The following is a 24,426-nucleotide window of genomic DNA, read 5'->3' as shown; positions in this document are numbered from 1 at the left end:
CTTTTTCCTCACGGCTCAGCCGCGGCTCAGGTGAATATCGATCTGTTGATGGGGCAGAGAAAGTCCCTGCTGCTGCATCTTCTCCAGCACCAGCGAGTGAACCTCGTGGGTGATGGGCATCCGGTGATCCATGTTGTTGACGTAGAGACGGATCTCGTAGATCAGCGCCGAGTCGGTGAATTCGATCAGGAACACCTCGGGGGTCGGCGTCTCCAGCACCAGAGTCGATGCCTGGATGGACTCCTCCAGAATGCGCTGCACCAGTTTCGGGTCCCGGGTCAGACCGATCCTGATCTTCAGTTTGACCCGGGTGATGGCATCGGAGAGCGACCAGTTGATGAACTGCTCGGTGATGAAGGCCTTGTTGGGCACGATGATCTCCTTGCGATCCCAATCCACTATGGTGGTCGCCCGGGTCTTGATCTTGGTGACGGTGCCGGTGAGATCGCGGATGGTGACGGTGTCACCGAGCCGGATCGGCTTTTCAAACAGGATGATGAGGCCGGAGACGAAGTTGGCGAAGATCTCCTGCAGACCGAAACCCAGCCCCACCGAGAGGGCGGCGACCAGCCACTGGGTCTTCGACCAGTCGATGCCGAGCATGGAAAAGCCGGTGAGGGCGCCGATCAGGATCACCAGATACTTGCTGGTGGTGGTGAGGGCAAAGCCGGTACCGGGGGAGAGGCTGAGGTGCTGCAGCAGGGTCAGCTCCATCAGCCCCGGCAGGTTGCGGGCTGTCACCACGGTCAGGATGAAGACGAAGGCGGTCAGCATCAGATCCTGCAAGGTGATGGCCGAGAGCTGCTCGATGCCGCCAATCTTGCTGCTCACCTGCCACACCTCGATATTGCTGAGGAAGCTGAAGGCGGAGTTGAGATCCGACCATTGCACCACCACCAGCATGGTGAAGCCCAGCATCAGCAAGGTGCGCACCAGTCCCAGCGACTGGGCGCTGATGGTATCGAGATCCAGCTCGGTCTCTTCCACCACATCGGGGATCTCCGAACTCAGCTCCTCCTGATTGTCGTCACGCCCGCGCTGGGCCAGGGTCTCGGCCCGCTTGCTCTTGGCGCGCTCGAAGGCGAGGCGGCGGCGCTGGATCAGCATCCAGCGTCTGGCCAGATAGTAGACCAGCAGGCAACCCAGCCCCATCAGCAGGCTAAGCTCCAGCTGGCGCAGCAGGGTGCGAGAGGTATAGAAGTAGCCAAACAGGGCGCCGATGACCGCCAGCAGCGGCGCCAGCATCAGGCTGTTCCAGATGAAGTGGTGCAGCAGATGGGGCTTGGTCATGTCGGTCTGGCCCCAGGTGAGTGGCAGTCGCTCCCGGTTGAGGCGGGCAAAGAAGAGCAACAGCCAGAGTGCGCCGATCATGAAGGCCATCCGGCCGAGGGAGTCGTAGAAGGCATGCTCCTGATAGCTGTTGGCCATCCCCTGCACAAAGAAACTCGGGATCAGCACCAGCAGCAGGGTGCGAAACTGCCCCCATACCTTTTGTACCTGTTCTCGGGGCCAGCGGAAGTGGTGGATCAAAATCCCCCGCTCCAGGGTCAGATGGCGGGCCATCACCAGCGCCAGCAGCAGAAACCAGATCTCGCCAAGGCCGCGCGCCACCGCCACCGCAAACGGGTATTGCCAGGCCCCTTCAAGCAGGCCGCGTACCATCAGCACCATGGCGGGCAAGGGGAGCGCGGCAAGCAGGGAGCGCAGCAGCAGACGGCTGGTGAGGCTGAATTTGTCCTGGGTCACCTTGCCGATCCGCGGTGCAATATGGTCGCAATAGAGGCTCAGGTGACGGGCCAGTTTGAACCAGCTCCAGGCCAGCACCAGCAGCCCAATACCGGCCAGCGTGAGGCTCAGCGGGCTATTTTCGGCGATGGCGTAGGGCAGTTGCAACCAGTTGTCCGGGTTGAAGGCCAGCGTCAGCGCGGCAGGAATGCCGAGCATGACCTGCGGGGTAAAGGGGCGCACATCGGGCATCCAGAACAGGTGGCTGGCGCTGATCTCACGGATCTCGTCGATCTTGCTGTTCTGGCGGCTGTAGAGCAGCTTGAGACGGGTCTGCTCCTGGATCAGGGTGTCAGAGGCGTCGTTGAGACGGGTCAGCAGCTGGCGTCGTGCCTTGAGCAGGTTGTCGAGTACCGCTTGCTGCGGCCGATCGAGCGTTACCTCCTCTTCGGCCAGCAGCTTGTCGCGCAGCTGACGGGTATCCTTGAGCCCATCCTGCTCGCTCTCGTACTGGTTCTTGGCCATGCGAGCGCTGACGATGGCTGACTCCAGCTTGTCGAGGGGAAACTGGGGAGGCAGATCGGAGAGTTTGCTGCGCAGGTTCTCGCCGTAGGCATTACTGATCTGCAGCCATTCCAGCTGTTCGCGCACCGATTTGACCAACTCATTCAGTTCAAACAGATTCTTGTCGACACTGCGCTGCTCGTCCTGCACCCGCTCAATCTGATCCTCCAGTGTGCCGAGCTGGATGGAGAGCGCCTGACTCTGCTGTTGCTGCTCCAGCAGCAACGGCATGTCGGTAGTGAGCTGTTTGCGCAGCCGTTCGCTCTCTTCCAGCGCCTGCTCGGTCTTCTCCCGCCGCAGCTGGTTCTGCTGGGTCAGCAGGCTGGCTTGCCACTCATCCTCATCGGCGATGGCCAGATTGAGCTCCTGCAGTTTCAGCTTGCCGAGATCGTTGCGCTGCTGGGCCGAGAGCTGCTCCAGCTCCAGCATCTGGATCCGGTCGGAGAGGCTCTGCTCCTTCATTCTGGTCAGTAGCAGTTGTGCCTCCTGCTGGCGATCCGATTCGCTGCTGAAGCTCAGTCGCTCCAGCTGGCTGCGGGTCAGTTGCAGCTGTTTGCGCAGATCATCCACCCGCAGGTGATACTCCTGCCCGGTGCTCTCCAGCTGGTTGAGGCTGTCCATCACCCCCTGCCGCTCCTTGCGCAGGTTGAGCTGGCGGTTGCTGCCAAGGCCTATGGCCTGGCGCAGCGCCTCCTCCTTGAGGCTCGCCAGCGGCGGGCGAGCGGCGGGCTGATAGTTGTGCAAGCTCTCCTTGAGCCGTGCCGACTCCTTGGGGTAATCGATGAGGATCTGCTGATAGGCCTTGCTCTGCTCCCGGTAGCGCTCGGCCTCTCTGGCAAATTGCAGCGCCTGCTGGTAGCTCTCCCGCAGCTTCTGGTTTTCCGGGGTATCGCTCTTGGGCACGCTCTGCAACAGGGATTCGGCTTGGGCAATGGCATCGTCGGCGCGCACGGCTGGCGGCAACAAGAGAAGGGAGAGCAGCAAGAAGGTGAGCAGGCGTTGCAACATGAGGCTCGTTTCCGTTCAGAAGAGGTGGCCCTAGCCTAAAACAGGGCAGGGAGGGGGTAAAGCAGTCTATATTAATGATTCATAACACAAATAACAGGAAGTCGTGCTGCCGTTTCGCTATGATCCCGGCCGCTTTCTCTCCACCGAGTCGAATATGTCAGCTGTTGATCTGGGCACAGCCCCGCTATCTCGCCTTTTCTGGCGTTACGTAACCCCGACCGTGGCGGCCATGCTGATCACCGGCGTCTATGTCACCATCGATGGCATCTTCGTTGGCCATGTGCTGGGTCAGGATGGCATGGCCGGTCTGATGCTGGCTTACCCCACCTGCGCTGTGCTCTATGCGGTGGGGGCGCTGATCGGCATGGGGGCCTCGTCGCTGGTCTCCTTCTATCTGGGGCAGGGCAACCCGGCCAAAGCCCGCCATATCGTCGGCAATGCGCTGGTGATGGTGTTGCTGACATCGCTACTGCTCAGTTTTATCGGGATCCGCTATGGCGAGCCCATGCTGGCCTGGATGGGAGCGGAGGGGGAGATCTTCACCGCCGGGCTCTCCTACCTGCAGGCCTACGCCTGGCTCGGTGTCTTTGCGGTGCTGTCGATGGCGTTCAGCTCGCTGTTGCGCAACGATGGCCGCCCCGGCTTTGTCACTCTCATCATGGTAGTCGGGGGCCTGCTCAACGTGCTGCTCGACTATCTGCTGATGGTGGTGTTTCCGTTCGGACTGGCCGGGGTGGCGACGGCCACCATGCTCTCCCAGGCGGTGACGGGCCTCGCCTGCCTGTGGCACTTCTTCACACCGCGCAGCCAGCTGCGGATAAGCTGGGACACCTTGCGCCCCGATCTGCGGCTGATGGGCGAGACAGTGCGCCTCGGGGTCTCCAGTTTTCTGATGTACCTCTATCTCTCGGTAGTGCTGGCGCTGCACAACAAGGCGTTGCTGGCGGTGGGTACTTCGCTGCATGTGGCGGCCTACGGGGTGATCAGTTACACCGAGGCCTTCTTCTATCTGGTGTTCGAGGGGATCGCCATGGGTATCCAGCCCATCGCCAGCTTCAACGCGGGCGCCGGTCACTGGCGGCGGGTGTTGCGGATCCGCAATCTGGCACTCGGAGTGACGTTGGGGATCGCCCTGTGCGCCATGTTCCCGCTCTATCTGTGGCCAGAGGCGGCGGTCTATCTGTTTGCCGGGGACAACGCTACCCTGCTGCCGGTGGCGAGCCTCGGGATCTGGCTCTACTTCTGGGGGCTGCCGATGGAGGGCTTGCTGCTGGTGGGGGCCACCTACTTCCAGGCCATCAATCGGGCTCGCATCGCCTCCCTGCTCACCGGCGGCAAGCTGGTGCTGATCGGCGGTTTCTTGTGGGGATTCTCGACCCTGTGGGGCGTGCCCGGCGTCTGGCTGGCATTGCCAACGTGCAGCTCGCTGCTGGTGTTGGTGATGTGGCGGGCGATGCGTCGGGAGTCCGGCGCCCACGCGCTGGCCGGATAGGTAATCAGGTTCTACGTGCAGATAGCAGACAGGCAGCCATGGGCTGCCTGTCTTGTTAGAGGATTTTTTGTTAACGGGTTCTGCCGATTCAGGGCTTGAAGGCACCGATAAAGATGGCGGGATCGACCCGGGTGTCGTTGAGGCTGACGTTCCAGTGCATATGGGGGCCGGTGGCGCGACCGGTCGAACCGACTCGCCCGACGATGCCGCCACGTGGCAGGCTCTGACCGAGCTTCACATCGATCTTCGACATGTGGCAGAACATGCTGATGAGCCCCTGACCGTGGTCGACAAAGACGGTATTGCCATTGAAGAAGTAGTTGCCGATCAGGATCACCTTGCCTGCGGCGGGGGACTTGATCGGGGTGCCGGCGCCGACAGCGAAGTCGAGGCCGGAGTGGGGGTTACGCTCCTCGCCATTGAAGAAGCGACGCAGGCCAAACGGGCTGGAGAGGGGGCCGTTGACCGGCTTGTCGAACATCAGGTTGCTTGGCTGGTTGGGGCTGAAGGTCTGGTAAGCCCGGGTCTGCTCCGCCAACTCGCGGTTGATACGAGTCATATCCTCGGCGAGCGGATTGACCTGACGGCTGTTCTTGAGCTTGATGTGCTGCTCGCGGTAGTGCTTGGGGTTCACGGTGAAGCCGAGAGTACGGCCATCACCTGTGGTCAGTTGCTGGATACCGAGCGTGCTCTTGAGTGAGATGCCGACGATGGCGATCCACTGGTTATCTTCACGTACCACCAGCACGGGTTTGTCGTGATAGCGGGCCGTGGGGGCAGTGGCTGACGCGCCAAGAGGGATCACCGCAACGCCACCCGGCACCGGATGGTTGAGCAGGCGACTGATAAAACCCTCGGCCAACGCCGACTGGCTGGCCAGTAACAACAACAGACAACACACAACTCTCATGACGATACTACTCGATGTTAAAACGCCCGGGATGGCGGAAAGTGCGCCCCGTGGGCAGGCTGATTGGCCTGCGGGCGCAGGGAGACGATTTTGCCCTCTCTGCGTAGTTGCAGCCAGTGCCGGGTAGTGAAAAGAGCGGGCAATCGGGGTTGGCTGCGTCAGGTTTTATGTCGCTGACATCCCGCTTCGCCATTGAGTCACTGGTGTCCAGCCTCTAGAATCGGCTTCCGGCACTGATGCCACCGACACTCCGAGGAGACGATATGAACGGATTACCCCCTTTGCGCACCACACCGGCCCGGTACACGACAGGTCGTGGCTGGCTCTGGGTTCGCAGCGGGTTCGATATCTTCAACAAGGGGATGGGGATCAGCGTAGCCATGGTGCTGGTCTGGTTTATGGTGGGCATGCTGCTGGAGCAACTGCCGGCGGGTGGCCTTATCTCCCAGCTGCTCTACATGGTGTGGGGCGCGGGTTGGGTGGCGGTCGCCGCTCGGGGCTATCGGGGGGAGCCGCTGCAGTTTGCCGATCTCTTCGCCGGTTTTCGCCACAAGTTGACCCCGCTGATGCTAGGCGGTCTGCTGGTGTTGCTGCTGTTCAGCCTGGTGGGTCTCGTCTGTCTCGGTCTGCTCTCCATGTGGGGGCTGCTCCCGCTGCTGACGCAGGATCCCGAGAGCATGGTGGTCTCGGCGAGCCAGTTGCAACAACTGCTGCTGGTATTGCTGGTGGGGATGCTGCTGATCATTCCCGTGCTGATGGGGGTCACCTTTGCTCCTGCGCTGATCTACCACCACGATATCGGCATCATCCAGGCGGTGCGTCTGAGCTTCTTCGGCTGCTGGCGCAATATGTGGCCCTTCTTCTGGTGGGGGCTGCTCTCAGCCATGTTGTTGCTGTTTGGCGCTGTGCTGTTGCTGGTAGGTCTGCTGGTGGTGATCCCGGCGCTCAACTACTCCATCTATGTGGCTTATCGGGATATTTTCCTGGACGAGAGTGCGCAGCCGGAAGCGCCGCACTCAGAACCATTCGGATTTGAAGCCTGATCAAGGGATCAGAGTGAAGAAGGGGCCCGCAGCGGCCCCTTCGTTATGTTAGGGTGTGCGGAGTGCTTACTCCTGCCAGATGGGATCGGCCGCCATGCGGGCCAGCAGAAAATCGAGGAAGCTGCGCAGCAGTGGCGACATCTGTTTGCGGGTGGCATACACCCCGTAGACCCCGAGGCGCTTGGGCTGCCAGTCGGTCAGCAGGGGGACCAGTTCTCCGCGCTCCAGATAGGGCTGAGCCGAGTAGAGCGGCTGCAGGCTGATCCCGGCGCCGCCCAGCGTCGCCTCCAGCAGCAGGTTGGAGATGTTGGCGCTCAGGTTGCCGCTGACCGGCACGGACTCGGGGCCATCCGGCCCATTGAACTCCCACAGGCTCTTGCCGAAGTAGGTGTAGGTGAGGCAGTTGTGCAGCGCCAAATCCTGCACCTTGTGCGGTATCGGATGGCGGGCCAGATAGGCCGGGCTGGCACAGACCACCGAGTGGCAGGTGCCGAGACGGCGCGCCACCAGATTGGGGTCGAGGTCGTTGGTGATGCGCACCGCCAGATCGATCCGCTCCTCTACCAGATTGACGGTTCTGTCGAGCAGCAGAATGTCGATGGCCGTCCCCGGGTATTGCGCCAGATAGTCGTTGGCAGCCCCGACCAGCAGTGCTTCTGACAGGGAGTAGCTGCTGGTGATCCGCAGTTGTCCCTTGGGGGCGTCATCTCCCTTCACGGCGATTTGCTCCATCTCCTCGCCGAGCGCCAGCATGACGCGGGCTCGGTTCAGCGCCTCCTCTCCCGGCCCGGTCAGGCTCAGCCGACGGGTGGTGCGGTGCAGCAGGCGGGCGCCCATCCAGCTCTCCAGCTCGGCCAGATAGCGCGACACCATGGCGCGCGACATATCCAGTTTCTCTCCGGCACCGCTCAGGCTCCCCTGTTCGACTACGCTGACGAAGACCCGCAAGGCGGTCAGTCGATCCATCTATGGCTCTCTATATGTTCGATATGTGCAACAGTGATGCGCTTTTTATGCTGTATTTGCACCTTATTAGATCCAATACACTCTGTCCATCAAATGAACCCCCGAATACTTAATGAGGAATAGATGATGAACAACACCCTGATCCGCAACCTGACTCTGGCGACCACCCTGCTGAGTGGCGCCGCACTGGCCGCTCCCCTGAGCGTGACCGTCTACAACCCTGGCGAGAAGGCGATCTTCCCGGTCTCCTCCTCACTGGTGACCGGTGACAAAGAGGCCATCCTGATCGATGCCCAGTTCGACGTGCAAAATGGCCAGGCGCTGGTCGACATGATCAAGAAGAGCGGCAAGAAGCTGACCACTGTCTATATCAGTGCCGGTGACCCCGACTTCTACTTCGGTCTGGAGCCGGTCATGGCTGCGTTCCCGGATGTCAAAGTGCTGGCCGACCAGCATGTGGTTGACCACATCAACCAGACCAAGGATGCTAAGCTGAGCTACTGGAGTCCGATCCTCGGCAAGGGCGCACCGAAGAGCCTGACCGTACCGCAAGTGATGACCGCCAGCCACCTGACGCTGGATGGCGAGAAGATTGAAATCAAAGAGATGAACACCCCGAATGCCTACCTCTGGGCCCCTTCCATCAAGACTGCTTTTGGTGGTGTGCCGGTCTACCACGGGGTGCATGTCTGGATGGCGGACAGCCAGACCAAAGCGGCCCGCAGCAACTGGGTCAAGGCGCTGGACAACCTGCTGGCACTGAAACCCGAGCGCGTGGTGCCGGGCCACTTCCTGGGCACGGCTCCCAAAGGCACTGCCGCTGTGAGCTTTACCCGTGACTATGTAGAGCGTTTCGAACAGGAGCTGGCCAAGGCGAAAAACTCTGGCGAGCTGATTGAGGCTCTGAAAAAGGCCTATCCGGTACTGCCGGTTGACGATGGTCTGGCCATCGGTGCCAAGGTCAATACCGGCGAGATGAAGTGGTAAGCCACTGAGCCTGCTCTCCCTGTGTTTTTTTACCGGGCCTCAGGGCCCGGTTTTTTATCCAAGATTGAAGCGAGAATGACGATGAGCAAACAACAAACCACCCTCCATTATGTTTATGACCCGTTCTGTGGCTGGTGCTACGGTGCCGCCCCCCTGTTGCAGGCGGCAGCCACCATTGCTGGACTCAAGATCGAGCTGCATGCGGGCGGTCTCTGGCTGGGTAGCCGCCGTCAGCCGATGGGCGAGGCATTGCGTGATTATGTACGCCCCCATGATCAGCGGATCGAGGCGCTGACCGGCCAGCATTTTGGCGAGCGCTACTTCAACGAACTGCTGCTGCGCGAAGGGTGTCTGCTGGACTCCGAGCCGCCGATCCGTGCGGTCTTGGCCGTCACGACATTGGGAGGCGATGGGCTGACTATGTTGCACCGGATCCAGCAATCCCACTATCGGGACGGGATCTGGATTGGTGAACCTGTGTTTCTCGCCACGCTGGCGGCAGAGCAGGGGATTGCTGCCGAGGCATTCCAGCAAGCCTATCTGCAGGCTCCCTTGTTGCAACATCTGGCAGATAGCCAGGGCTGGATGAAACAACTGGGCGGTCAGGGTTATCCCACCCTTGGGTTGATGCACAGCGGTAAAGTGAGTGCTGTACGAGTGGCTGATTTTTTGGGTGACCCAACAGGATTGCGGCAGCATCTTCTTGAGGTGATGGAATAGTTATTAGAGTGTGAACAGATAAGGTCTCTTTAGAAATGGAGGAGGTGAGCCGATACTCCTGTAAGTAGAAACGGTATGAAATTCTTCCGTTTTCTTCTGGCAGGCTATGCTCTATATGACCATTCCCGGCGGATGTGGCGGGAGTGCAGACCCATTTCAAGGAAGCCCTCATATGTTCAAAAACATGTCTATCGGCCAGAAATTGAGTGCCGGATTCGCCATCCTGGCGTTGCTGGTGCTGGGCTTGGCCTGGTTTTCGAGTAACCAGTTGGCACGTCTCTTTCATGATTCAGAGACCATTACCGGTAACCTGTTACCCTCAACCCGCTATGCCAGCCAGATGCATGTTGCGATTCTGGATGCGCGGCGCTCAGAGTTGGCTCAGGTGATCGCTGGTCTGAACAAGGATGAGCAAGAGGTAAGTGAGCGCACCGCGACTTTTAATAAGGCCAGGCAGGAGTTTGAGCAAGCCGCCCAAAAATATGGCGCTTTAGCTTTCACTACTGGTGAAGAGAAACAGGTCTATGAGCAGGCAGTTGCGGCAGGGGCCAAGTATTTCTCGGTACATGAAGAGCTGCTGAGCGCCTTTGCTGCTGGCGATCTGGAGCGTGTCAAAAGTCTGCGCAAAAACGAAACTAGGGCTGCACTGGAGGAGGTGGGAGCAAAATCCTTCCGCTTGCGGGAAATCAATCACGAGATTGCGACCCAAATGACAAAGGATGTGGAGGCACTCTACAGCAGCGCCACAACCATGAGCATCATCGTTAGTCTGGTGACGCTGGGTTTTGTGGTGGCCATTGCCTGGCTGCTGACCAACCAGATCCGCAACCCGGTCATGGCCTTGCTGGATCAGACCCGCAAGGTTTCTGCGGGTGATCTCACTTCTCGTATCGATATGCAGCAGTTCAACAACGATGAGTTGGGGACTCTGGCCAAGGGGTTTGGTGAAATGCAGACCAATCTGCGCACCCTGGTGAGTGAAGTGTCGGGCTCTGTGGTGCAACTGAGTTCCGCCGCAGAGGAGATAAGCTCGGTAGCTCGCCAGTCAGCCAACAACATGAATGCTCAGCAACATGAGCTGAACCAGCTGGCAACGGCGATGAACGAGATGCAGGCCACGGTGCAGGAGGTCTCGCGCAACACCAGCGATGCGGCCAGCGCCGCTACCTCGGCCAGTGAAACGGCAGAAATTGGGGCCAAGACAGTAAACGATTCCATCCTGCGTATCGAGCGGGTTGCCGGTGCCATAGAGAGCACCGCCGAGGTGATCCGCCAACTGGGCGATGACAGCCGCAATATCGGTATGGTGCTGGAGGTGATCCGCGGCATTGCCGAGCAGACCAACCTGCTGGCATTGAATGCGGCGATTGAGGCGGCCCGTGCCGGTGAGCAGGGGCGGGGGTTTGCGGTAGTGGCCGATGAGGTGCGTACTTTGGCCAAGCGCACTCAGGACTCCACCTCCCAGATCAACACCATCATTGCCGAGTTGCAGCAGCGTGCCGAACAGGCGGGCACTACCATGCAACAGAGTCAGGAGCTGATGAATACCACGGTTGCTACCGCGCGGGAAGCGGGCGAGTCCATCTCCCAGATCAGTGGCTCGGTCAGCAGTATCTCCCACATGAACATCCAGATTGCGACCGCCACCGAAGAGCAGGGGGCGGTGAGCGAGGAGCTCAACCGCAACGTGGTCAATATCAGCAACGCTTCCGAAGAGGTCGCTTCTGGTGCCACCCAGATGTCTCAGGCGTGCAACGAGCTGAACCATCTGGCTACCCAGTTGCAGGAGATGGTGCGCCGTTTCAGGGTGTAATCCCTCGGCGAGTCAAACAGCCCGATTACCGCGAGGTGATCGGGCTTTTCTGTTTTGGAGGCGCAGCCAGAGAGGTTCACCGCGAGCGGATGACTTGTCCCGCCGGACGATATTGTGCATGCTGATGGCCCATTTTCCAGGCAGGACTCTTGCTGTATGAATCTTCGCGATCTCGAATATCTGGTGGCGCTGGATGAGGAAAAACATTTTCGCAAAGCCGCTGAACGCTGCTTTGTCAGTCAACCCACCCTGAGCGGCCAGCTGCGCAAGCTGGAGGATGAACTCGGGGTCATTCTGATCGAACGTACCTCGCGCAAGGTGCTGTTTACTCCGGCTGGCGATGCCATGGCCCATCAGGCGCGTCGGGTGCTCAAGGAGGTGCGCGAGCTCAAGAGCATCGGTCAGCACTTCTCCGAGCCGATGTCAGGGGAGATCCATATCGGTTTTATTCCGACCGTGGGCCCCTACCTGTTGCCCCGCATTATCCAGACCCTGCGTGAGCGTTTTCCCCAACTGGAGTTTTACCTCTATGAGGAGCAGACTCAAAGCCTGCTCAAACGGCTGGAAGAGGGGGTGCTGGATTGCGTCATTCTGGCCGACATGCCTGGGATGGAGGGGTTTGGTTCAATCCAGCTCTATCATGAGCCGATGTGGTTGGCGGTGCCTTGCCATCATCCCGAAGCGCAGGCCAGACAGGTGCCGCTCGGCAATCTCAAGGGCAAGAAGTTGCTGATGCTGGCCGATGGCCACTGTTTGCGGGATCAGGCGATGGGCTTCTGTTTCGCTGGTGGGATAGGTGAAGATCAACGCTTCAAGGGCACCAGTCTCGAGACCCTGCGCAACATGGTGGCCGCCGGTAGTGGCATGACTTTGGTGCCAAAGCTGGCCGTACCTGCCGATCATGATGAGGGAGGGGTGAGCTATCGACCTGTTGTTGACCCTGTGCCGGGGCGTACCATCTCGCTGCTCTATCGCCACTACTCAGTGCGTCGCCCCTGCTTCAACGAGCTGGCGGCCTCGATCGCCACGCTGATGAGCAAGCAGTTGGCCCAATAAAAAACCGGCAGCCAAGGCTGCCGGTTTTGCTTCTGTCGCGAGAGCGACTTAGAAGATATCGTCGGTAGAGACAGGCCCTTCTACATCGGGGTTGTCACCGCCGTAGACCTGATTGCCATCCGAGCTGGGCGCGGCGTAGCGGGTTGGCTCGGTACCTTCCTTGAAGTATTCGTCGGTTCCGCCACTGGTTGCCAGCAGGCCGGTTTCGCTGTCAATTTTCACCGTCATGATCCCCTCGGGAACCGGCATTTTGTGCTCTGGCACCTTCTTGAGGGCGACTTTCATGAAGTCGATCCAGATAGGCTGCGCGGCGCCACCACCAAACTCGGCACGACCAAGGCCACGCTGGTGGTTGTCAAAACCGATCCAGGAGGTGGCGACAATGTCCGGGGTATAGCCGGAAAACCAGGCATCCCGTGATTCGTTGGTAGTACCGGTTTTACCGGAGATATCGTGACGTTTCAGGTCACGGGCGGCACGCCAGCCGGTACCGCGCCAACCGTTGCCACCCCAGATTGCGGTGCTCAGGGTGTCGGTGATCAGGAACGCGCTCTGGGCACTGATGGTATGCGGGGCGATAGTCGGCGCGAGAGGGGTCTGCGTGCCATCTTGAGCCGCGTCATCAGTCGTTGACTGCGGCAGTGTGCTCTGCTCGGGCGCGGCCTGCTGTTCGCAGCTGGTGCAAGCAATAGCAGGGTTGGCCTGATAGAGGGTGTTCTCCAGGCTGTCGGTCACTTTGTCGATGAAGTAAGGGGTCACCAGGAAGCCACCGTTGGCCAGAACCGAGTAACCACGTACCACCTCGAGAGGCGTAAACTCGGCAGCACCGAGTGCCAGCGACTCATGGGGGGAGATGAAGTCGCGGGGGAAGCCAAAGCGGGTCAACCCATCGATATAGGTATCCAGACCGATGGCGCGCATCAGTCGAACCGACATCACGTTCTTGGACTTGGCCAGACCCAGACGCAGCGGGGTGGGGCCATCATAAACGGCCGGGGAGTTCTTGGGCTGCCACATGGGCCCTTTTGACGGATCCCACTGGTTGATCGGCGCATCGTTGATGATCGATGCCAGGGTATAGCCATGCTCCAGCGCGGTGGCGTAGAGGAAAGGCTTGATGTTGGAACCGATCTGGCGGCGCGCCTGATCGACGCGGTTAAATTTGGATAGCTCGAAGCTGAAACCACCGACCAGCGCTTCCAGCGCCCCATTTTTCGGGTTCATGGCAACCAGCGCGGCGTTGACGTCCGGGATCTGGGCCAGCAACAGCGCTTCGCCCTCTTCCCGCACCCAGATCTGGGCGCCGACTTTCAGCACATCGCGCGCCGATTTCGGGGCATAGCTCTGACGGTCGTCGGTAATAAAGGTGCGAGCCCATTTGATACCGTTCCAGCCCAACTCCGCTTCCTTGCCATTTTTCAGCACCAGCGTTGCGCTGCGGTCATCGAGTTTGGTCACGACCGCCGCCATCAGCGGGTCATAAGTGGTCTGCTTGCCAAGATGAGCGACGATCTGTTCGTAATCCCAGCTGGTTTCACCCGCTTTCCACAACTGCGCCGTCGGGCCGCGATAGCCGTGTCGCATGTCATAGGCAAAAACGCCATCCAGCAGAGCCTGTTTGGCCGCCCGCTGCCGTTCGGCAGAGACGGTGGTGTAGACGTGTAGCCCCATGGTGTAGGCATCTTCACCGAACTGTTCGACCATCTTCTGGCGAACCATTTCCCCCAGATAGGGAGCGTGCAGGGTCACTTCGGCGCCGTGGTAACGGGCCTTGATCGGCATCTTTGAGGCTTCGTCAAACTGGGCCTGGGTTATCTTGCCGGTTTCCAGCATTCGGCCCAGCACGACGTTGCGGCGCGCAAATGCGCGCTCGGGGGAGCGGATGGGGTTGAGCATGGATGGGGCTTTCGGCAGACCGGCAATAATGGCGATCTCGTCCAGTCCCAGATCCTTGACCTCTTTACCAAAGTAAACCTGGGCGGCAGCACCGACCCCGAAGGAGCGATAACCGAGCGGGATCTTGTTGAGATAGAGCTCGAGGATCTCGTCTTTCGAGAGATTCTGCTCGATCCGCCAGGCCAGGAAGACCTCCTTGATCTTGCGGATGATGGTCTTCTCATTGCTCAGGAAGAAGTTGCGGGCAACCTGCTGGGTGATGGTACTGGCACCCTGACGGGCATGGCCGGAAACAGCCCAGACGGATGCGGCTCGAATGATACCAATCGGGTCAATGCCCGGGTGCTCATAGAAACGTGCATCTTCGGTCGCCAGTACGGCATCGATCATGGGTTGCGGAATTTCGTCCAGACGTAGCGGAATGCGACGAATTTCGCCATATTGGGAGATCAACTCCCCATCCCGGCTGTAGACCCGCATCGGGGTTGCCAGCTTGACGTCACGCAGTGCGGTGACATCTGGCAGTTGGGGTTTGATGTAGAAGTAGATACCGATGAGGCTGGCGACACCCAGCACAGCACCCAGCATCATGACAATAAACAGGCGAACGAGCCATTTCAGCATGGAAGAACTACCAATCGTCTTAAAATTAGCCAACGGGCGCAGAGTATAGCCCTTTTGCCATCGGAAATTCGAGGATTTCCTGTGGCGCGCCACCCACCTCAAAGGATGCAAGAGGTTAGCACTACGGGGAGTAATAACCAAGGAGGGCCACTTGTCATGAAGAAAGCGAGATGGGTCACTTTTCGGTATAAACTTTATGACATTGATAGTTAGAGCATTTAGGATGAGTGAAGCACTCCTCTGATCGGGTGTCCTACACTCTGTTCAGGAATAAAACAAAATAACGCATGGATGTGTATATGTTTGGGCTTTTTAACAAGGGATCCCTCCTCCCTCTGGTGGGCATTGATTTTGGCAGCCAGACCATCAAGGCCGTTACCCTCAGTGGCCGACCTGGCAAGCTTCATCTCGAATCGGTCGCCGATATTGCCACCCCGAAAGGGACGCTGGTTGACTATCAATTGCAGGATATCGAGCGCGTCAGCCAATCTCTCAAGACCCTCAAGCGCCTTATTCCAGGCCACAGCGACTATGCCGCTACCGCAGTGACCGGCTCCAATGTGATCACCAAGGTGATCCAGATTGATGCCCGTCTCAGTGACAAGGAGCTGGAAAATCAGGTGCAACTGGAGGCCGAGCAGATCATTCCCTTCCCCCTCGATGAAGTGAGTCTCGATTTTGAGGTACTGAGCACCAACAACAGTGAAGATCGTCAGGATGTGCTGCTGAGCGCAGCCCGCACCGAGAGTGTCAACGGCCGGGTCAGTGCCTTGGCCGAAGCTGGTATTGCCGTCAAGGTGGTGGATGTGGGCGCCCATGCGCTGGGGCGTGCCGTGGTGGCCTGTCTGCCCGAATTGCTGGAGAGTGAACGGCCAATCGGAGTGATCGACATTGGTGCCAGTGCCATGACCTTTGCGGCACTGGTCAAGGGGGAGGTGATCTACTCCCGCTTGCAAAACTTCGGCGGCGATCAGTACAGCCAGGCGCTCTCCTCTTTTTATGGCATGACGCTGGATGAAGCTGAGCAGGCTAAAACCAAAGGTACCTTGCCTGTTGACCATGAGCTGGATGTGCTGATGCCTCACATCAACTCGTTGCTGCAGCAAGTGCGGCGCAATATCCAGCTTTTTTGCAGTTCGTCCGGCTATCGCGACATCGCAAAACTGGTGCTGACGGGGGGAGGCAGTCTGCTACCCGGTTTGTTGGTGCAGGTAAAAGAAGAGGTTAATTGCGAGGTGTTGCACCCGGATCTGTTCGCCCTGTTTGGCAAACCGAAAGGGGAGGCAGAACTGGTACATGGCGCTAAATATATGACGGCATTCGGGTTGGCTCTGAGGAGTTTCACACCATGTCAAATATAAACCTTCTCCCCTGGCGTGAAGCCCGGGCCCAGCGCCAAAAGAAACAGTTCGGGGCCTTGCTTGGGATTTTTGTGCTGGCCACGGTCGCGCTGGGATTTTTTGCCAACTGGCTGGTTGATCGTCAGATCGTCGCCCAGCAGCAGCGCAACCAGCGGCTGGTTCAGGAGATGACTATTCTGGATGCCCAGCTGGGGGAGATCCGTCTGCTCAAAGAGCGTCGCAAGGAACTGATCGATCGGATGCAGCTCATAGAGCAGTTGCAGATGCGCCGCAATGTGCCCGTCCGCCTCTTCAATCAATTGCCGTCACTGGTGCCTAATGGGGTTTACCTGAACACCCTCTCGATGCAGAACAATATTATTGATGTAAATGGCAAGACCGAAGCCTATGGTCGGGTGGCCAGCATGATGCGACGGATTGATGGTTCCGGCTGGCTGGGTCAATCAAAGATAAGCACTATTTTTGCGGCTGATGTTGCGCCAGTGTCATTGAGCCAGTTTTCCATGATGTTCCTGATCGCCAACAATGCTGCGGCTGCAGGGAATGTGGCCAAGGAGCAACAATGAATCTTCAGCAACTCAACGAGCTGGATATCAATGACATAGCAAGCTGGCCAAAATGGGCAAAAGGGGTCTTCATCTTTTTCTGCTGCGTGTTGACCGGTGGTGCCATCTACTACTACGTGATTGCCAACTCACTGACCAGTTTGACTCAGGAAGCGGGGAAGGAGACCGAACTGAAAGCCCAGTTCGAAAGCAAGGCGATGCTGGCTGCCAACCTGGGGGCATACAAGGCACAAATGGTTCAGCTTGAGCAACTGGTCGATACCCAGCTCAAGCAGTTGCCCAATACCCATGAGGTTGCCGGTCTGCTGGACGATATCAGCTTTATTGCTACCGACAACGGTTTGAAATTGAACCGGATCAACTGGGAACCCGAGGTCAAGCACGAGTTTTCAACCGAGCTACCGATGCGTATCGAAGTCGTGGGCACTTACCATGAAATTGGCAAGTTCACCGCTGACATGGCTGCCTTGCCCCGTATCGTTATCCTTGACTCCTTCACCCTGGGTCAGAGCAAGGATGAAGGGGAGCTGATTTCGATGTCGATGCTGGCCAAGACCTACAAGTACAACGGTAAAACAGTGGAGCCGAAACAATGAGACGCATCTGCTGGTTGTTGCCTGCCCTCTTGCTGGCGGCCTGTGGTGGCCAGGAGGACATGGATAGCTATGTCGCCCAGACCAAAGCAAGGCCGCCCATACCTATCGAGCCCCTGCCCGAATTGAAGCCCTTTGCCCCCATGCTCTATCAGCAGCGTGAGGTGCGCAGCCCCTTCATGATTCCCCAGCCCGAGGCGGCGGTCGGGAGTACCAGCAGTGCCAAGGCACAGCCTGATTGTGCTCAGACCCTGATGGATCGGGAGAAAGAGGTGCTGGAAAATTATTCGTTGGCCAGCCTGTCGATGCATGGCTCTTTGGGTCAGTCGGGGCAGTTATGGGCTCTGATAAGTACCCCGGATGGCAAATCGATGCGGGTCGGGCTCAACCAGTATATGGGGCTTGATCAGGGGCGGGTCATCAAAATCACCGATACTGCAGTGGACTTGCTGGAAACCATTCCGGACGGGAAGGGGTGTTGGGTAACAAGAGAAACCCAGTTGGCGATGGCCAATGTGCAAGAAAAACAATAATCAGGGACGAACAGCAATGAGAACAACAATCGAGCGTGTAACCAAAGTGGCTTTGCTGTTTTGCGCCAGCGCTGTCAGTCAGGCGTGGGCAGTGGTAACCCTGCAGGAGATCAAGGTTAATCCTCTGCTTGCTGATCAACTGCTGGTGGAGCTCAGTTTCAGTGAGCCGGTCACCGGCTTTACTGATCGTCTCTCTTATCAACCCAATCAACTGCTGTTGCATGTTCCCGGTGCGGTGGGGGCGCTCAAGGTCAACCCGCTGCCTATCCAGCGCCAGGGGGTGGATAATATCAAGGTGGAAGGCAAGGGTGCCGGTCTGGATATCAAGATCGCGCTCGATCAGCTGGCTCCCTATCAGGTACAGCAACAGGGTAACAAATTGCTGGTGTCATTGGGTGAGGGGGCGTCCTCCGGGCTCATCAATGGTGAGAGCGCCCTGATTGCACCCGCTACCTCGGTTACCCCGGTGTCAGCACCCTCTGCGATGGTTGCCACAACCTCTCCTTCGGCGCTGCTCAATCCTCAGGTTGTTGCCCGGTCTATGCCTGTTGCGCCCGTGACTACTCCGGTAGCCACACAGCCTGCCAGCAAGCCGGTGCTCAACAACTATCAGAGCAGTGGGGGCGGCGCCTATTTCAATTCGGTTACCGGTGTGGATTTTCGTCGTGGCAAGGATGGTCAGGGGGAATTTCTGGTCACGCTGGATAACAGCTCGGCTGCCGTCGATGTGAGCAGCCGTGGCCAGACCGTTCTGGCCAAGTTCCATGGTACTCGGGTACCGGATGGCTTGCTTAATCTGATCAATGTGCAGGATTTTGCAACTCCGGTATCCCAGGTTGAAGTATCCCGGCAGGGGAGCGATACCCTGTTTGAGCTGTCGATCAATGGTCAGTTTGATTATCGTTACGATCAGGCCGACAAACTCTTCATTATCGAGGTGAAAAAGCGGACAACGGCCACGGCATCCAAGCAGTATCAGGGTAAACCCATCTCATTGAACTTTCAGGATATTCCAGTCCGTACCGTGCTGCAGCTGATCGCTGATTTCAACAATCTCAACCTGGTAACTACAGATTCGGTAGCAGGCAATATTACCCTGCGTCTGGATGGGGTGCCGTGGGAGCAGGCGCTCGACATTATTTTGAAGGTGCGGGGTCTGGATAAGCGGTTGGATAACAACATCTTGCTGGTGGCACCGGCGGAAGAGATCGCAACACGCGAGAAGCAGCAACTTGAGAGCCGCAATCAGGTTGCCGATTTGGCCCCGCTCTATACCGAATACCTGCAGATAAACTATGCCAAGGCCTCGGAAGTGGCTGCCCTGCTCTCTTCCGAAAGTACCAAGTTGCTGTCACCCCGTGGTGCGGTGAGTGTGGATGAGCGAACCAACGTGCTGGTGGTCAAGGATACCGCCGATGTCATCAGCAGCATCAAACGGATGCTCGATATTCTCGATATTCCGGTCAAGCAGGTGGTTATCGAGGCGCGGATGGTGACCATTGACGACGGTTTTGATGAAGCGCTCGGGGTGCGGTGGGGAGTGACCAAAAACGATGGTCATGGCAACAGTACGTCCGGTTCCATCGAGGGGAATGATGGCTCTGGTAACAACAATGGTGGCTCGACAATTACCAGACCGACAGCAGACGATCGGTTGAACGTCAACCTGCCGGTGACCAATGCGGCCGGTACTTTGGCCTTCCAGGTTGCCCGTCTGGCTGATGGCACCTTGCTGGATCTCGAGTTGTCGGCGCTGGAAAAAGAGAGCAAGGCCGAGATTATCGCCAGTCCGCGCGTGACCACGGCGAACCAGAAACCGGCATTGATCGAGCAGGGTACCGAGATCCCCTATGTGGAGTCCTCGTCCAGTGGTGCTACCTCGGTTACCTTCAAGAAGGCGGTATTGAGCCTGAAGGTTACCCCGCAGATCACCCCTGACAATCGGGTGATTCTCGACCTGACCGTGACCCAGGATACCAAGGGTGAAACGGTACCGACCGGTACCGGTGATGCGGTTTCCATCAACGCCCAGTCCATCACCACTCAGGTGTTGGTGAACAATGGCGAGACCCTGGTATTGGGCGGCATCTATCAGCAGACCATCAAGAGCGATGTGACCAAGGTGCCGCTGCTTGGCGATATCCCCGGATTGGGTGCCCTGTTCCGCAAGACCACCAGCGAGAACAAAAAGCGAGAGTTGCTGATTTTCGTGACGCCCAAGATAGTCACCGACGCCTTCTGAATGCTTTACATGTGAGGGTAAAACACATATAACCTTACGCCCCAATGAGGCTGGGGCGTAAGGGCTGCGGTTGCCAGTCCCGATATCTATTGAGATAATCCCCCTCCTGATCCATCGCAAGATAAGGTTCATAGGTACCCCGATCCAGTATTCATCGGGGTCGTACAGTTTGTAATTACTAACGAAAAGACATGGCTGAGAAACGCAATATTTTCCTGATAGGTCCCATGGGTGCGGGCAAGAGCACCATAGGTAGACATCTGGCAGAACAACTGCATATGGAGTTTTTCGACTCAGATCATGAGATTGAGCGCCGCAGTGGTGCTGATATCGGCTGGGTGTTCGATGTTGAAGGCGAAGAAGGTTTCCGGATTCGCGAAGAGAAGGTGATCGGCGAATTGTCAGAGCAGCAGGGTATCGTGCTGGCGACGGGTGGCGGTGCCATCAAGAGTCGCGAAACCCGCAACAAGTTGTCTGCTCGTGGCATCGTGGTCTACCTCGAAACCACTATTGAAAAGCAGCTGGCGCGCACACAGCGAGACAAACGCCGCCCTCTGCTACAGACCGAAGAACCGGCACGCGAAGTGCTGGAACGTCTGGCACAAGAGCGCAATGCCCTGTATGAAGAGGTTGCCGACTTTGTTGTGCACACCGATGACCAGAGCGCAAAAATCGTTGCCAATCAAATTGTAAAGCTGATCGGTATGTAATCTAGAGGACGTCCATGGAACGGTTGAAGGTCGAACTGGGTGAACGCAGCTATCCCATCGAGATAGCTGCCGGGTTGTTGCAGCGCCCCGAGGCGCTGGTATCGACCATCAAGGGCAAGCGGGTGATGATAGTGACCAACACGGTCGTTGCTCCGCTTTATCTTGAACGGGTAACCGCTCTGCTGTCGGGTTTTCAGGTTGAACACCTGATCCTGCCTGACGGCGAGGCGTACAAGAACCTGGCGACCTTTGAGCAGATCATGTCTGCTCTGCTTGAAACCAACCATGGGCGCGATACGACACTGATCGCTCTGGGGGGCGGCGTGATTGGGGATGTGGTGGGCTTTGCGGCAGCAAGCTATCAACGTGGCATTCCTTTTATCCAGATCCCGACCACTCTGCTCTCCCAGGTTGACTCCTCTGTTGGCGGTAAAACCGCGGTCAACCACCCCCTCGGCAAGAACATGATTGGGGCTTTTTATCAGCCCAAACAAGTTGTTATCGATACCGAATGTCTGAGTACCTTGCCAGCCCGCGAATTTGCCGCAGGGATGGCCGAGGTGATCAAGTACGGCATCATTTGGGATGCTGATTTCTTCAGCTGGCTGGAGCAGAACATGGTGCGTCTGCAACAGCTGGAACCTGCCGCGCTGGCCTACGCCATCAAACGCTGCTGCGAGATCAAAGCCGATGTGGTCGGTCAGGATGAGACCGAGCACGGTGTCCGTGCGCTGCTCAATCTGGGCCACACCTTTGGTCATGCCATCGAGGCCGAGCAGGGTTATGGTAACTGGCTGCATGGTGAGGCGGTATCCGCCGGCACCATGCTGGCCGCCTGGACTGCGCAGGCCCGTGGCGATATGAGCGAAGCGGACGTTGCGCGAGTGCGCGCTCTGCTGCTGGCCGCCAATTTGCCCATTCATGCGCCTGCCGAGATGGATTTCGCTGCCTTTATTCGCCATATGCGCCGTGACAAGAAGGTGCTGGAAGGCAAGCTGCGCCTGGTGTTGCCGGTTGGCATCGGCCGTGCGCAGGTGGTGGGGGATGTGTCCGATGCTGAGTTGCTGGCGGTGATCGAGTCTGGTCGTGACGAATAAACTGCTAAAACTTCCTTCCCAGCGGCAGCTGGTTGACCGGCTGCTGCATCTGATTGAATTCAATCACCCTTTCATTTTTCTCTCCGGTAAACCCGGTTGTGGTCGCGGTACCCTGTGCGAATCCCTGCTCGGCGTGTTGCCGGAAAAAGTGCGGGTGGTGAGCCTGATCGGCACGCCGGCCATGAAGATGGTGGATGTACGCCAGCTGTTACTGCCACAGGTGGTGGCGCGGCCGCTGTTCAATCCACAGGATGCATTGGCGGAGAGCTTCTTTCGCATGCTGGAGGGGAGCAAGCCTGCCACCCTGCTGCTGATGATCGAGCGGGCGGACCAGTTACCGGCCGACCTGCTGGAAGAGTTGTGGGCGATCATCCGTCATAACGATACCTTGGCGGCACCCCATCAGCTGGCCATTATCGTCTCGGGCAGTGACGTCTGGTGTCGTACACAACGACCGCAGCTCAAAGGGCGCGCCATGCCGGCCCTTGAGCTGGAAGTGCCGCCACTGAGCCCGCCCGAACAGCGCATCTTCTTGTATGAGAAAGCCAAAGAGCTCAAGATCCCGGCAACCCTCTTGCCCAAGCCGCAAGTGGAGGAGATCCTGAAAACGGCGAACGGACATCCGTCCACCATCATGCAGTTACTGGAGGATATCATGACCGACAGAAGGCCCAAGAAGCGTCAGGCGGAGTTGCCTGTCAAAAAGATTGCCACCGCTATCGCGCTGGTCGCTGGCGGCCTGCTGGCGATGAGCTACCTGCTGCCTGCGCTGTTTGACAATGAAAGCAAACCTGCGCTGCATGAGCCGGCGCAGAACACTGCATTGCCGATCCCGGTGGCGGGAGGCGATCCCCTCACTGCAGGCGGTTCGAATGCTGATGCCACTGCGCAAAGCGCGCAAGACAGCAATGCCGCCAGTAATCCCAACGGGGTGGTGAAGGATTGGCAGCCGGAGGCGAAAGTCCTGCCCAAGTCGGTGGAGAGCGAAACCGTGACCACCGAATCAACCAATTACGAAGGGCGTCGGGTGGTGATCTCTGACGAGGTCGTGCAAAAGCTGATGACCGAACCCAAGGTGAGCGGCGCTCTGCCTACTGACGTGGTGGACGAGCTGACCGGCAAGAACCCGAGTGGCACAGCCCCCAGTGGTGCAGTCGTAACCACGGCGCCAGCCAGTACCGCCAAGGCACAGAACCCGGTGACAACCGCGACGCCTGCTGCCACCACCAAAACCGCCAGCAACGAACCGGTTGCCGTGCCTGCACCCAAGGTGGCCCTGACACCGGTCGCCACCTTGAACAAGAAGCCGCGCAATCACTACAGCGTTCAGCTGATGGGGGCGAGCAACACCAAGGCGGTGGATCAGTTTGTCGCCGAGCATGGTCTGGCGGGCAAGGTATGGGTCTATCAGACCAAATTCCGTGGCAGCCCTTGGTACGTGGTGCTGCAAGGGGATTATGCCGGTCTGACCCAGGCCAAGAGTGCCATTCGCAAGCTTCCGCCAGCCTTGCTGAAAGGTCAGCCCTGGCCCAAGTCGTTTGCACAGGTACAAAAAGAGCTGAAGCAATAGCCTTGATACCGGATAAGGGGGTAGAATCGTCCCCCTTTTTGGGTCTTGCCTTCTTACACACCGGATTTCCATGAAAAAAACACGCGCTTTTTTAAAATGGGCCGGGGGAAAATACTCCCTGGTTGAAGAGATTGCCGAGCGCCTGCCGGCCGGGCGTGTGTTGCTGGAGCCCTTCGTCGGGGCCGGGTCTGTGTTTCTCAACACCGACTACGACGCGTATGTGCTCAACGACATCAATCCGGATCTGATCTGCCTGTACAACCACCTCAAGCTGACGCCGGACAGTTTCATTGCCGAGGCGCGCAAGCTGTTTGTGGCAGAGCACAACCACAAGGCGGCCTATTACCGGCTACGTACCCAGTTCAATCAGACCGAGACCACCTTCGAGCGGGCACTCTTGTTCCTGTTTCTCAACCGTCACGGTTTCAACGGACTGTGCCGCTACAACAAGAAGGGCGGCTTCAACGTGCCGTTCGGTTCCTACAAGAAACCCTATTTCCCGGAAAAAGAGCTGTGGGCCTTTGCCGAAAAGGCGCAGAAGGCGACCTTTATCTGCGAGAGCTACGCCGACGCCATCAAGCGTGCCGAAGAGGATTGGGTTATCTATTGCGATCCTCCCTATGCGCCGCTCTCCACTACGGCGAGCTTCACCACCTATGCCTCCGGTGGGTTTACCCTGGATGATCAGGCGATCCTGGCGCGATTGGCCCGCCACACAGCCGCTCACAAAGGGGTGCCGGTGCTGATCAGCAACCACGATATCGAGCTGACTCGTGAGCTTTATCGCGGTGCCCGCCTCGACGAAATCCTGGTCAAGCGCACCATCAGTCGCAACGGCGGCACCCGCAACAAGGTGGCCGAGTTGTTGGCGCTCTATCCGCCCGGAATCGAACCGGAGCAGGGCTACTATCCCAGCGACAGTGAACTGCTGCCACTGACGTAACAGACCA

Annotated in this window: 19 protein-coding genes; 15 read left to right on the top strand and 4 right to left on the bottom strand. The window is 58.3% G+C overall.

From position 1 onward, the window contains the following. Positions 1 to 15: 15 nt before the first annotated feature. Complete coding sequence (gene mscM / locus ACW5W8_RS00520; RefSeq protein WP_498625918.1) at positions 16 to 3,297, bottom strand: miniconductance mechanosensitive channel MscM; 3,282 nt, start codon at positions 3,295 to 3,297, stop codon at positions 16 to 18. Positions 3,298 to 3,451: 154 nt separating this feature from the next. Between mscM and ACW5W8_RS00515 the strand changes: the two genes are divergently transcribed. After that, a complete protein-coding gene (locus tag ACW5W8_RS00515) occupies positions 3,452 to 4,789 on the top strand; it encodes an MATE family efflux transporter (protein ID WP_498625971.1) in 1,338 nt (445 codons plus the stop codon). A gap of 88 nt (positions 4,790 to 4,877) precedes the next feature. Here ACW5W8_RS00515 and ACW5W8_RS00510 read toward each other — a convergent pair whose 3' ends face one another. Next, positions 4,878 to 5,699 carry a peptidoglycan DD-metalloendopeptidase family protein gene (locus tag ACW5W8_RS00510; RefSeq protein WP_498625916.1) on the bottom strand — a complete coding sequence of 274 codons (822 nt, stop codon included), beginning with the start codon at positions 5,697 to 5,699 and terminating at the stop codon, positions 4,878 to 4,880. A 263-nt stretch (positions 5,700 to 5,962) separates the two neighbouring features. Here ACW5W8_RS00510 and ACW5W8_RS00505 point away from each other — a divergent pair, with 263 nt between their 5' ends. Then, entirely contained in the window at positions 5,963 to 6,742 is a 780-nt protein-coding gene (locus ACW5W8_RS00505; RefSeq protein ID WP_005362278.1) for a BPSS1780 family membrane protein, read from the top strand. Positions 6,743 to 6,808: 66 nt separating this feature from the next. Here the strand turns inward: ACW5W8_RS00505 and ACW5W8_RS00500 are convergent, their stop codons facing one another. Further along, a complete protein-coding gene (locus tag ACW5W8_RS00500; RefSeq protein ID WP_498625914.1) occupies positions 6,809 to 7,708 on the bottom strand; it encodes a LysR family transcriptional regulator in 900 nt (299 codons plus the stop codon). A 126-nt stretch (positions 7,709 to 7,834) separates the two neighbouring features. Between ACW5W8_RS00500 and ACW5W8_RS00495 the strand changes: the two genes are divergently transcribed. From ACW5W8_RS00495 to oxyR, 4 genes are all read left to right on the top strand, one after another. Further along, entirely contained in the window at positions 7,835 to 8,695 is an 861-nt protein-coding gene (locus ACW5W8_RS00495) for a Vmh family MBL fold metallo-hydrolase (protein WP_498625969.1), read from the top strand. 75 nt (positions 8,696 to 8,770) lie between these two features. Continuing rightward, a complete protein-coding gene (locus tag ACW5W8_RS00490; protein WP_498625912.1) occupies positions 8,771 to 9,415 on the top strand; it encodes a DsbA family protein in 645 nt (214 codons plus the stop codon). Positions 9,416 to 9,587: 172 nt separating this feature from the next. Continuing rightward, positions 9,588 to 11,228: a methyl-accepting chemotaxis protein gene (locus ACW5W8_RS00485; RefSeq protein ID WP_498625911.1), complete on the top strand. Its 1,641-nt coding sequence runs from the start codon at positions 9,588 to 9,590 to the stop codon at positions 11,226 to 11,228. A gap of 156 nt (positions 11,229 to 11,384) precedes the next feature. Beyond that, the gene (gene oxyR / locus ACW5W8_RS00480; RefSeq protein WP_498625910.1) at positions 11,385 to 12,284 is read left to right on the top strand and encodes a DNA-binding transcriptional regulator OxyR; all 900 of its coding nucleotides are present in this window, start codon (positions 11,385 to 11,387) and stop codon (positions 12,282 to 12,284) included. 48 nt (positions 12,285 to 12,332) lie between these two features. Here oxyR and ACW5W8_RS00475 read toward each other — a convergent pair whose 3' ends face one another. Then, entirely contained in the window at positions 12,333 to 14,804 is a 2,472-nt protein-coding gene (locus ACW5W8_RS00475; protein ID WP_498625908.1) for a penicillin-binding protein 1A, read from the bottom strand. Between the two features lie 299 nt (positions 14,805 to 15,103). Between ACW5W8_RS00475 and tapM the strand changes: the two genes are divergently transcribed. From tapM to ACW5W8_RS00430, 9 genes are all read left to right on the top strand, one after another. After that, entirely contained in the window at positions 15,104 to 16,165 is a 1,062-nt protein-coding gene (gene tapM, locus ACW5W8_RS00470) for a PilM family type IVa pilus assembly protein TapM (protein WP_498625907.1), read from the top strand. Further along, complete coding sequence (gene tapN, locus ACW5W8_RS00465; RefSeq protein WP_139476498.1) at positions 16,153 to 16,731, top strand: PilN family type IV pilus biogenesis protein TapN; 579 nt, start codon at positions 16,153 to 16,155, stop codon at positions 16,729 to 16,731. The genes tapM and tapN overlap by 13 nt, the downstream gene beginning before the upstream one ends. After that, on the top strand, positions 16,728 to 17,327 hold the full coding sequence (gene tapO / locus ACW5W8_RS00460) for a PilO family type IV pilus biogenesis protein TapO (protein WP_019446350.1): 600 nt from the start codon (positions 16,728 to 16,730) through the stop codon (positions 17,325 to 17,327). Before tapN ends, tapO begins: the two co-directional genes overlap by 4 nt. Next, positions 17,324 to 17,857, top strand: coding sequence for a pilus assembly protein PilP (locus ACW5W8_RS00455; RefSeq protein ID WP_498625905.1), 534 nt, complete (start codon positions 17,324 to 17,326; stop codon positions 17,855 to 17,857). The genes tapO and ACW5W8_RS00455 overlap by 4 nt, the downstream gene beginning before the upstream one ends. Positions 17,858 to 17,873: 16 nt before the next feature. Beyond that, positions 17,874 to 20,099, top strand: a complete 2,226-nt coding sequence (locus tag ACW5W8_RS00450; protein ID WP_498625904.1) for a type IV pilus secretin PilQ — start codon at positions 17,874 to 17,876, stop codon at positions 20,097 to 20,099. Positions 20,100 to 20,290: 191 nt separating this feature from the next. Beyond that, positions 20,291 to 20,809 carry a shikimate kinase AroK gene (gene aroK / locus ACW5W8_RS00445; RefSeq protein ID WP_005335014.1) on the top strand — a complete coding sequence of 173 codons (519 nt, stop codon included), beginning with the start codon at positions 20,291 to 20,293 and terminating at the stop codon, positions 20,807 to 20,809. 14 nt (positions 20,810 to 20,823) lie between these two features. Next, complete coding sequence (gene aroB / locus ACW5W8_RS00440) at positions 20,824 to 21,906, top strand: 3-dehydroquinate synthase (protein WP_139476496.1); 1,083 nt, start codon at positions 20,824 to 20,826, stop codon at positions 21,904 to 21,906. After that, on the top strand, positions 21,896 to 23,476 hold the full coding sequence (locus ACW5W8_RS00435) for an SPOR domain-containing protein (protein ID WP_498625903.1): 1,581 nt from the start codon (positions 21,896 to 21,898) through the stop codon (positions 23,474 to 23,476). Before aroB ends, ACW5W8_RS00435 begins: the two co-directional genes overlap by 11 nt. 70 nt (positions 23,477 to 23,546) lie before the next feature. Continuing rightward, positions 23,547 to 24,419: a Dam family site-specific DNA-(adenine-N6)-methyltransferase gene (locus tag ACW5W8_RS00430; RefSeq protein WP_005335008.1), complete on the top strand. Its 873-nt coding sequence runs from the start codon at positions 23,547 to 23,549 to the stop codon at positions 24,417 to 24,419. The last annotated feature ends 7 nt before the right edge of the window (positions 24,420 to 24,426 follow it).

It is taken from the genome of Aeromonas aquatilis, assembly GCF_054052405.1.
Note: the sequence above shows the minus strand (reverse complement) of the source record. Positions and strands in the feature narration are given on the sequence as shown.

Coding starts and splice junctions, on each gene's coding strand:
- ACW5W8_RS00490 (WP_498625912.1), top strand. CDS start 8,771: ATGACGATGAGCAAACAACAAACCACCCTCCATTATGTTTATGACCCG.
- ACW5W8_RS00495 (WP_498625969.1), top strand. CDS start 7,835: ATGAACAACACCCTGATCCGCAACCTGACTCTGGCGACCACCCTGCTG.
- aroK (WP_005335014.1), top strand. CDS start 20,291: ATGGCTGAGAAACGCAATATTTTCCTGATAGGTCCCATGGGTGCGGGC.
- tapM (WP_498625907.1), top strand. CDS start 15,104: ATGTTTGGGCTTTTTAACAAGGGATCCCTCCTCCCTCTGGTGGGCATT.
- ACW5W8_RS00485 (WP_498625911.1), top strand. CDS start 9,588: ATGTTCAAAAACATGTCTATCGGCCAGAAATTGAGTGCCGGATTCGCC.
- aroB (WP_139476496.1), top strand. CDS start 20,824: ATGGAACGGTTGAAGGTCGAACTGGGTGAACGCAGCTATCCCATCGAG.
- ACW5W8_RS00450 (WP_498625904.1), top strand. CDS start 17,874: ATGAGAACAACAATCGAGCGTGTAACCAAAGTGGCTTTGCTGTTTTGC.
- ACW5W8_RS00505 (WP_005362278.1), top strand. CDS start 5,963: ATGAACGGATTACCCCCTTTGCGCACCACACCGGCCCGGTACACGACA.
- tapO (WP_019446350.1), top strand. CDS start 16,728: ATGAATCTTCAGCAACTCAACGAGCTGGATATCAATGACATAGCAAGC.
- ACW5W8_RS00500 (WP_498625914.1), bottom strand. CDS start 7,708: ATGGATCGACTGACCGCCTTGCGGGTCTTCGTCAGCGTAGTCGAACAG.
- mscM (WP_498625918.1), bottom strand. CDS start 3,297: ATGTTGCAACGCCTGCTCACCTTCTTGCTGCTCTCCCTTCTCTTGTTG.
- tapN (WP_139476498.1), top strand. CDS start 16,153: ATGTCAAATATAAACCTTCTCCCCTGGCGTGAAGCCCGGGCCCAGCGC.
- ACW5W8_RS00455 (WP_498625905.1), top strand. CDS start 17,324: ATGAGACGCATCTGCTGGTTGTTGCCTGCCCTCTTGCTGGCGGCCTGT.
- oxyR (WP_498625910.1), top strand. CDS start 11,385: ATGAATCTTCGCGATCTCGAATATCTGGTGGCGCTGGATGAGGAAAAA.
- ACW5W8_RS00475 (WP_498625908.1), bottom strand. CDS start 14,804: ATGCTGAAATGGCTCGTTCGCCTGTTTATTGTCATGATGCTGGGTGCT.
- ACW5W8_RS00430 (WP_005335008.1), top strand. CDS start 23,547: ATGAAAAAAACACGCGCTTTTTTAAAATGGGCCGGGGGAAAATACTCC.
- ACW5W8_RS00510 (WP_498625916.1), bottom strand. CDS start 5,699: ATGAGAGTTGTGTGTTGTCTGTTGTTGTTACTGGCCAGCCAGTCGGCG.
- ACW5W8_RS00515 (WP_498625971.1), top strand. CDS start 3,452: ATGTCAGCTGTTGATCTGGGCACAGCCCCGCTATCTCGCCTTTTCTGG.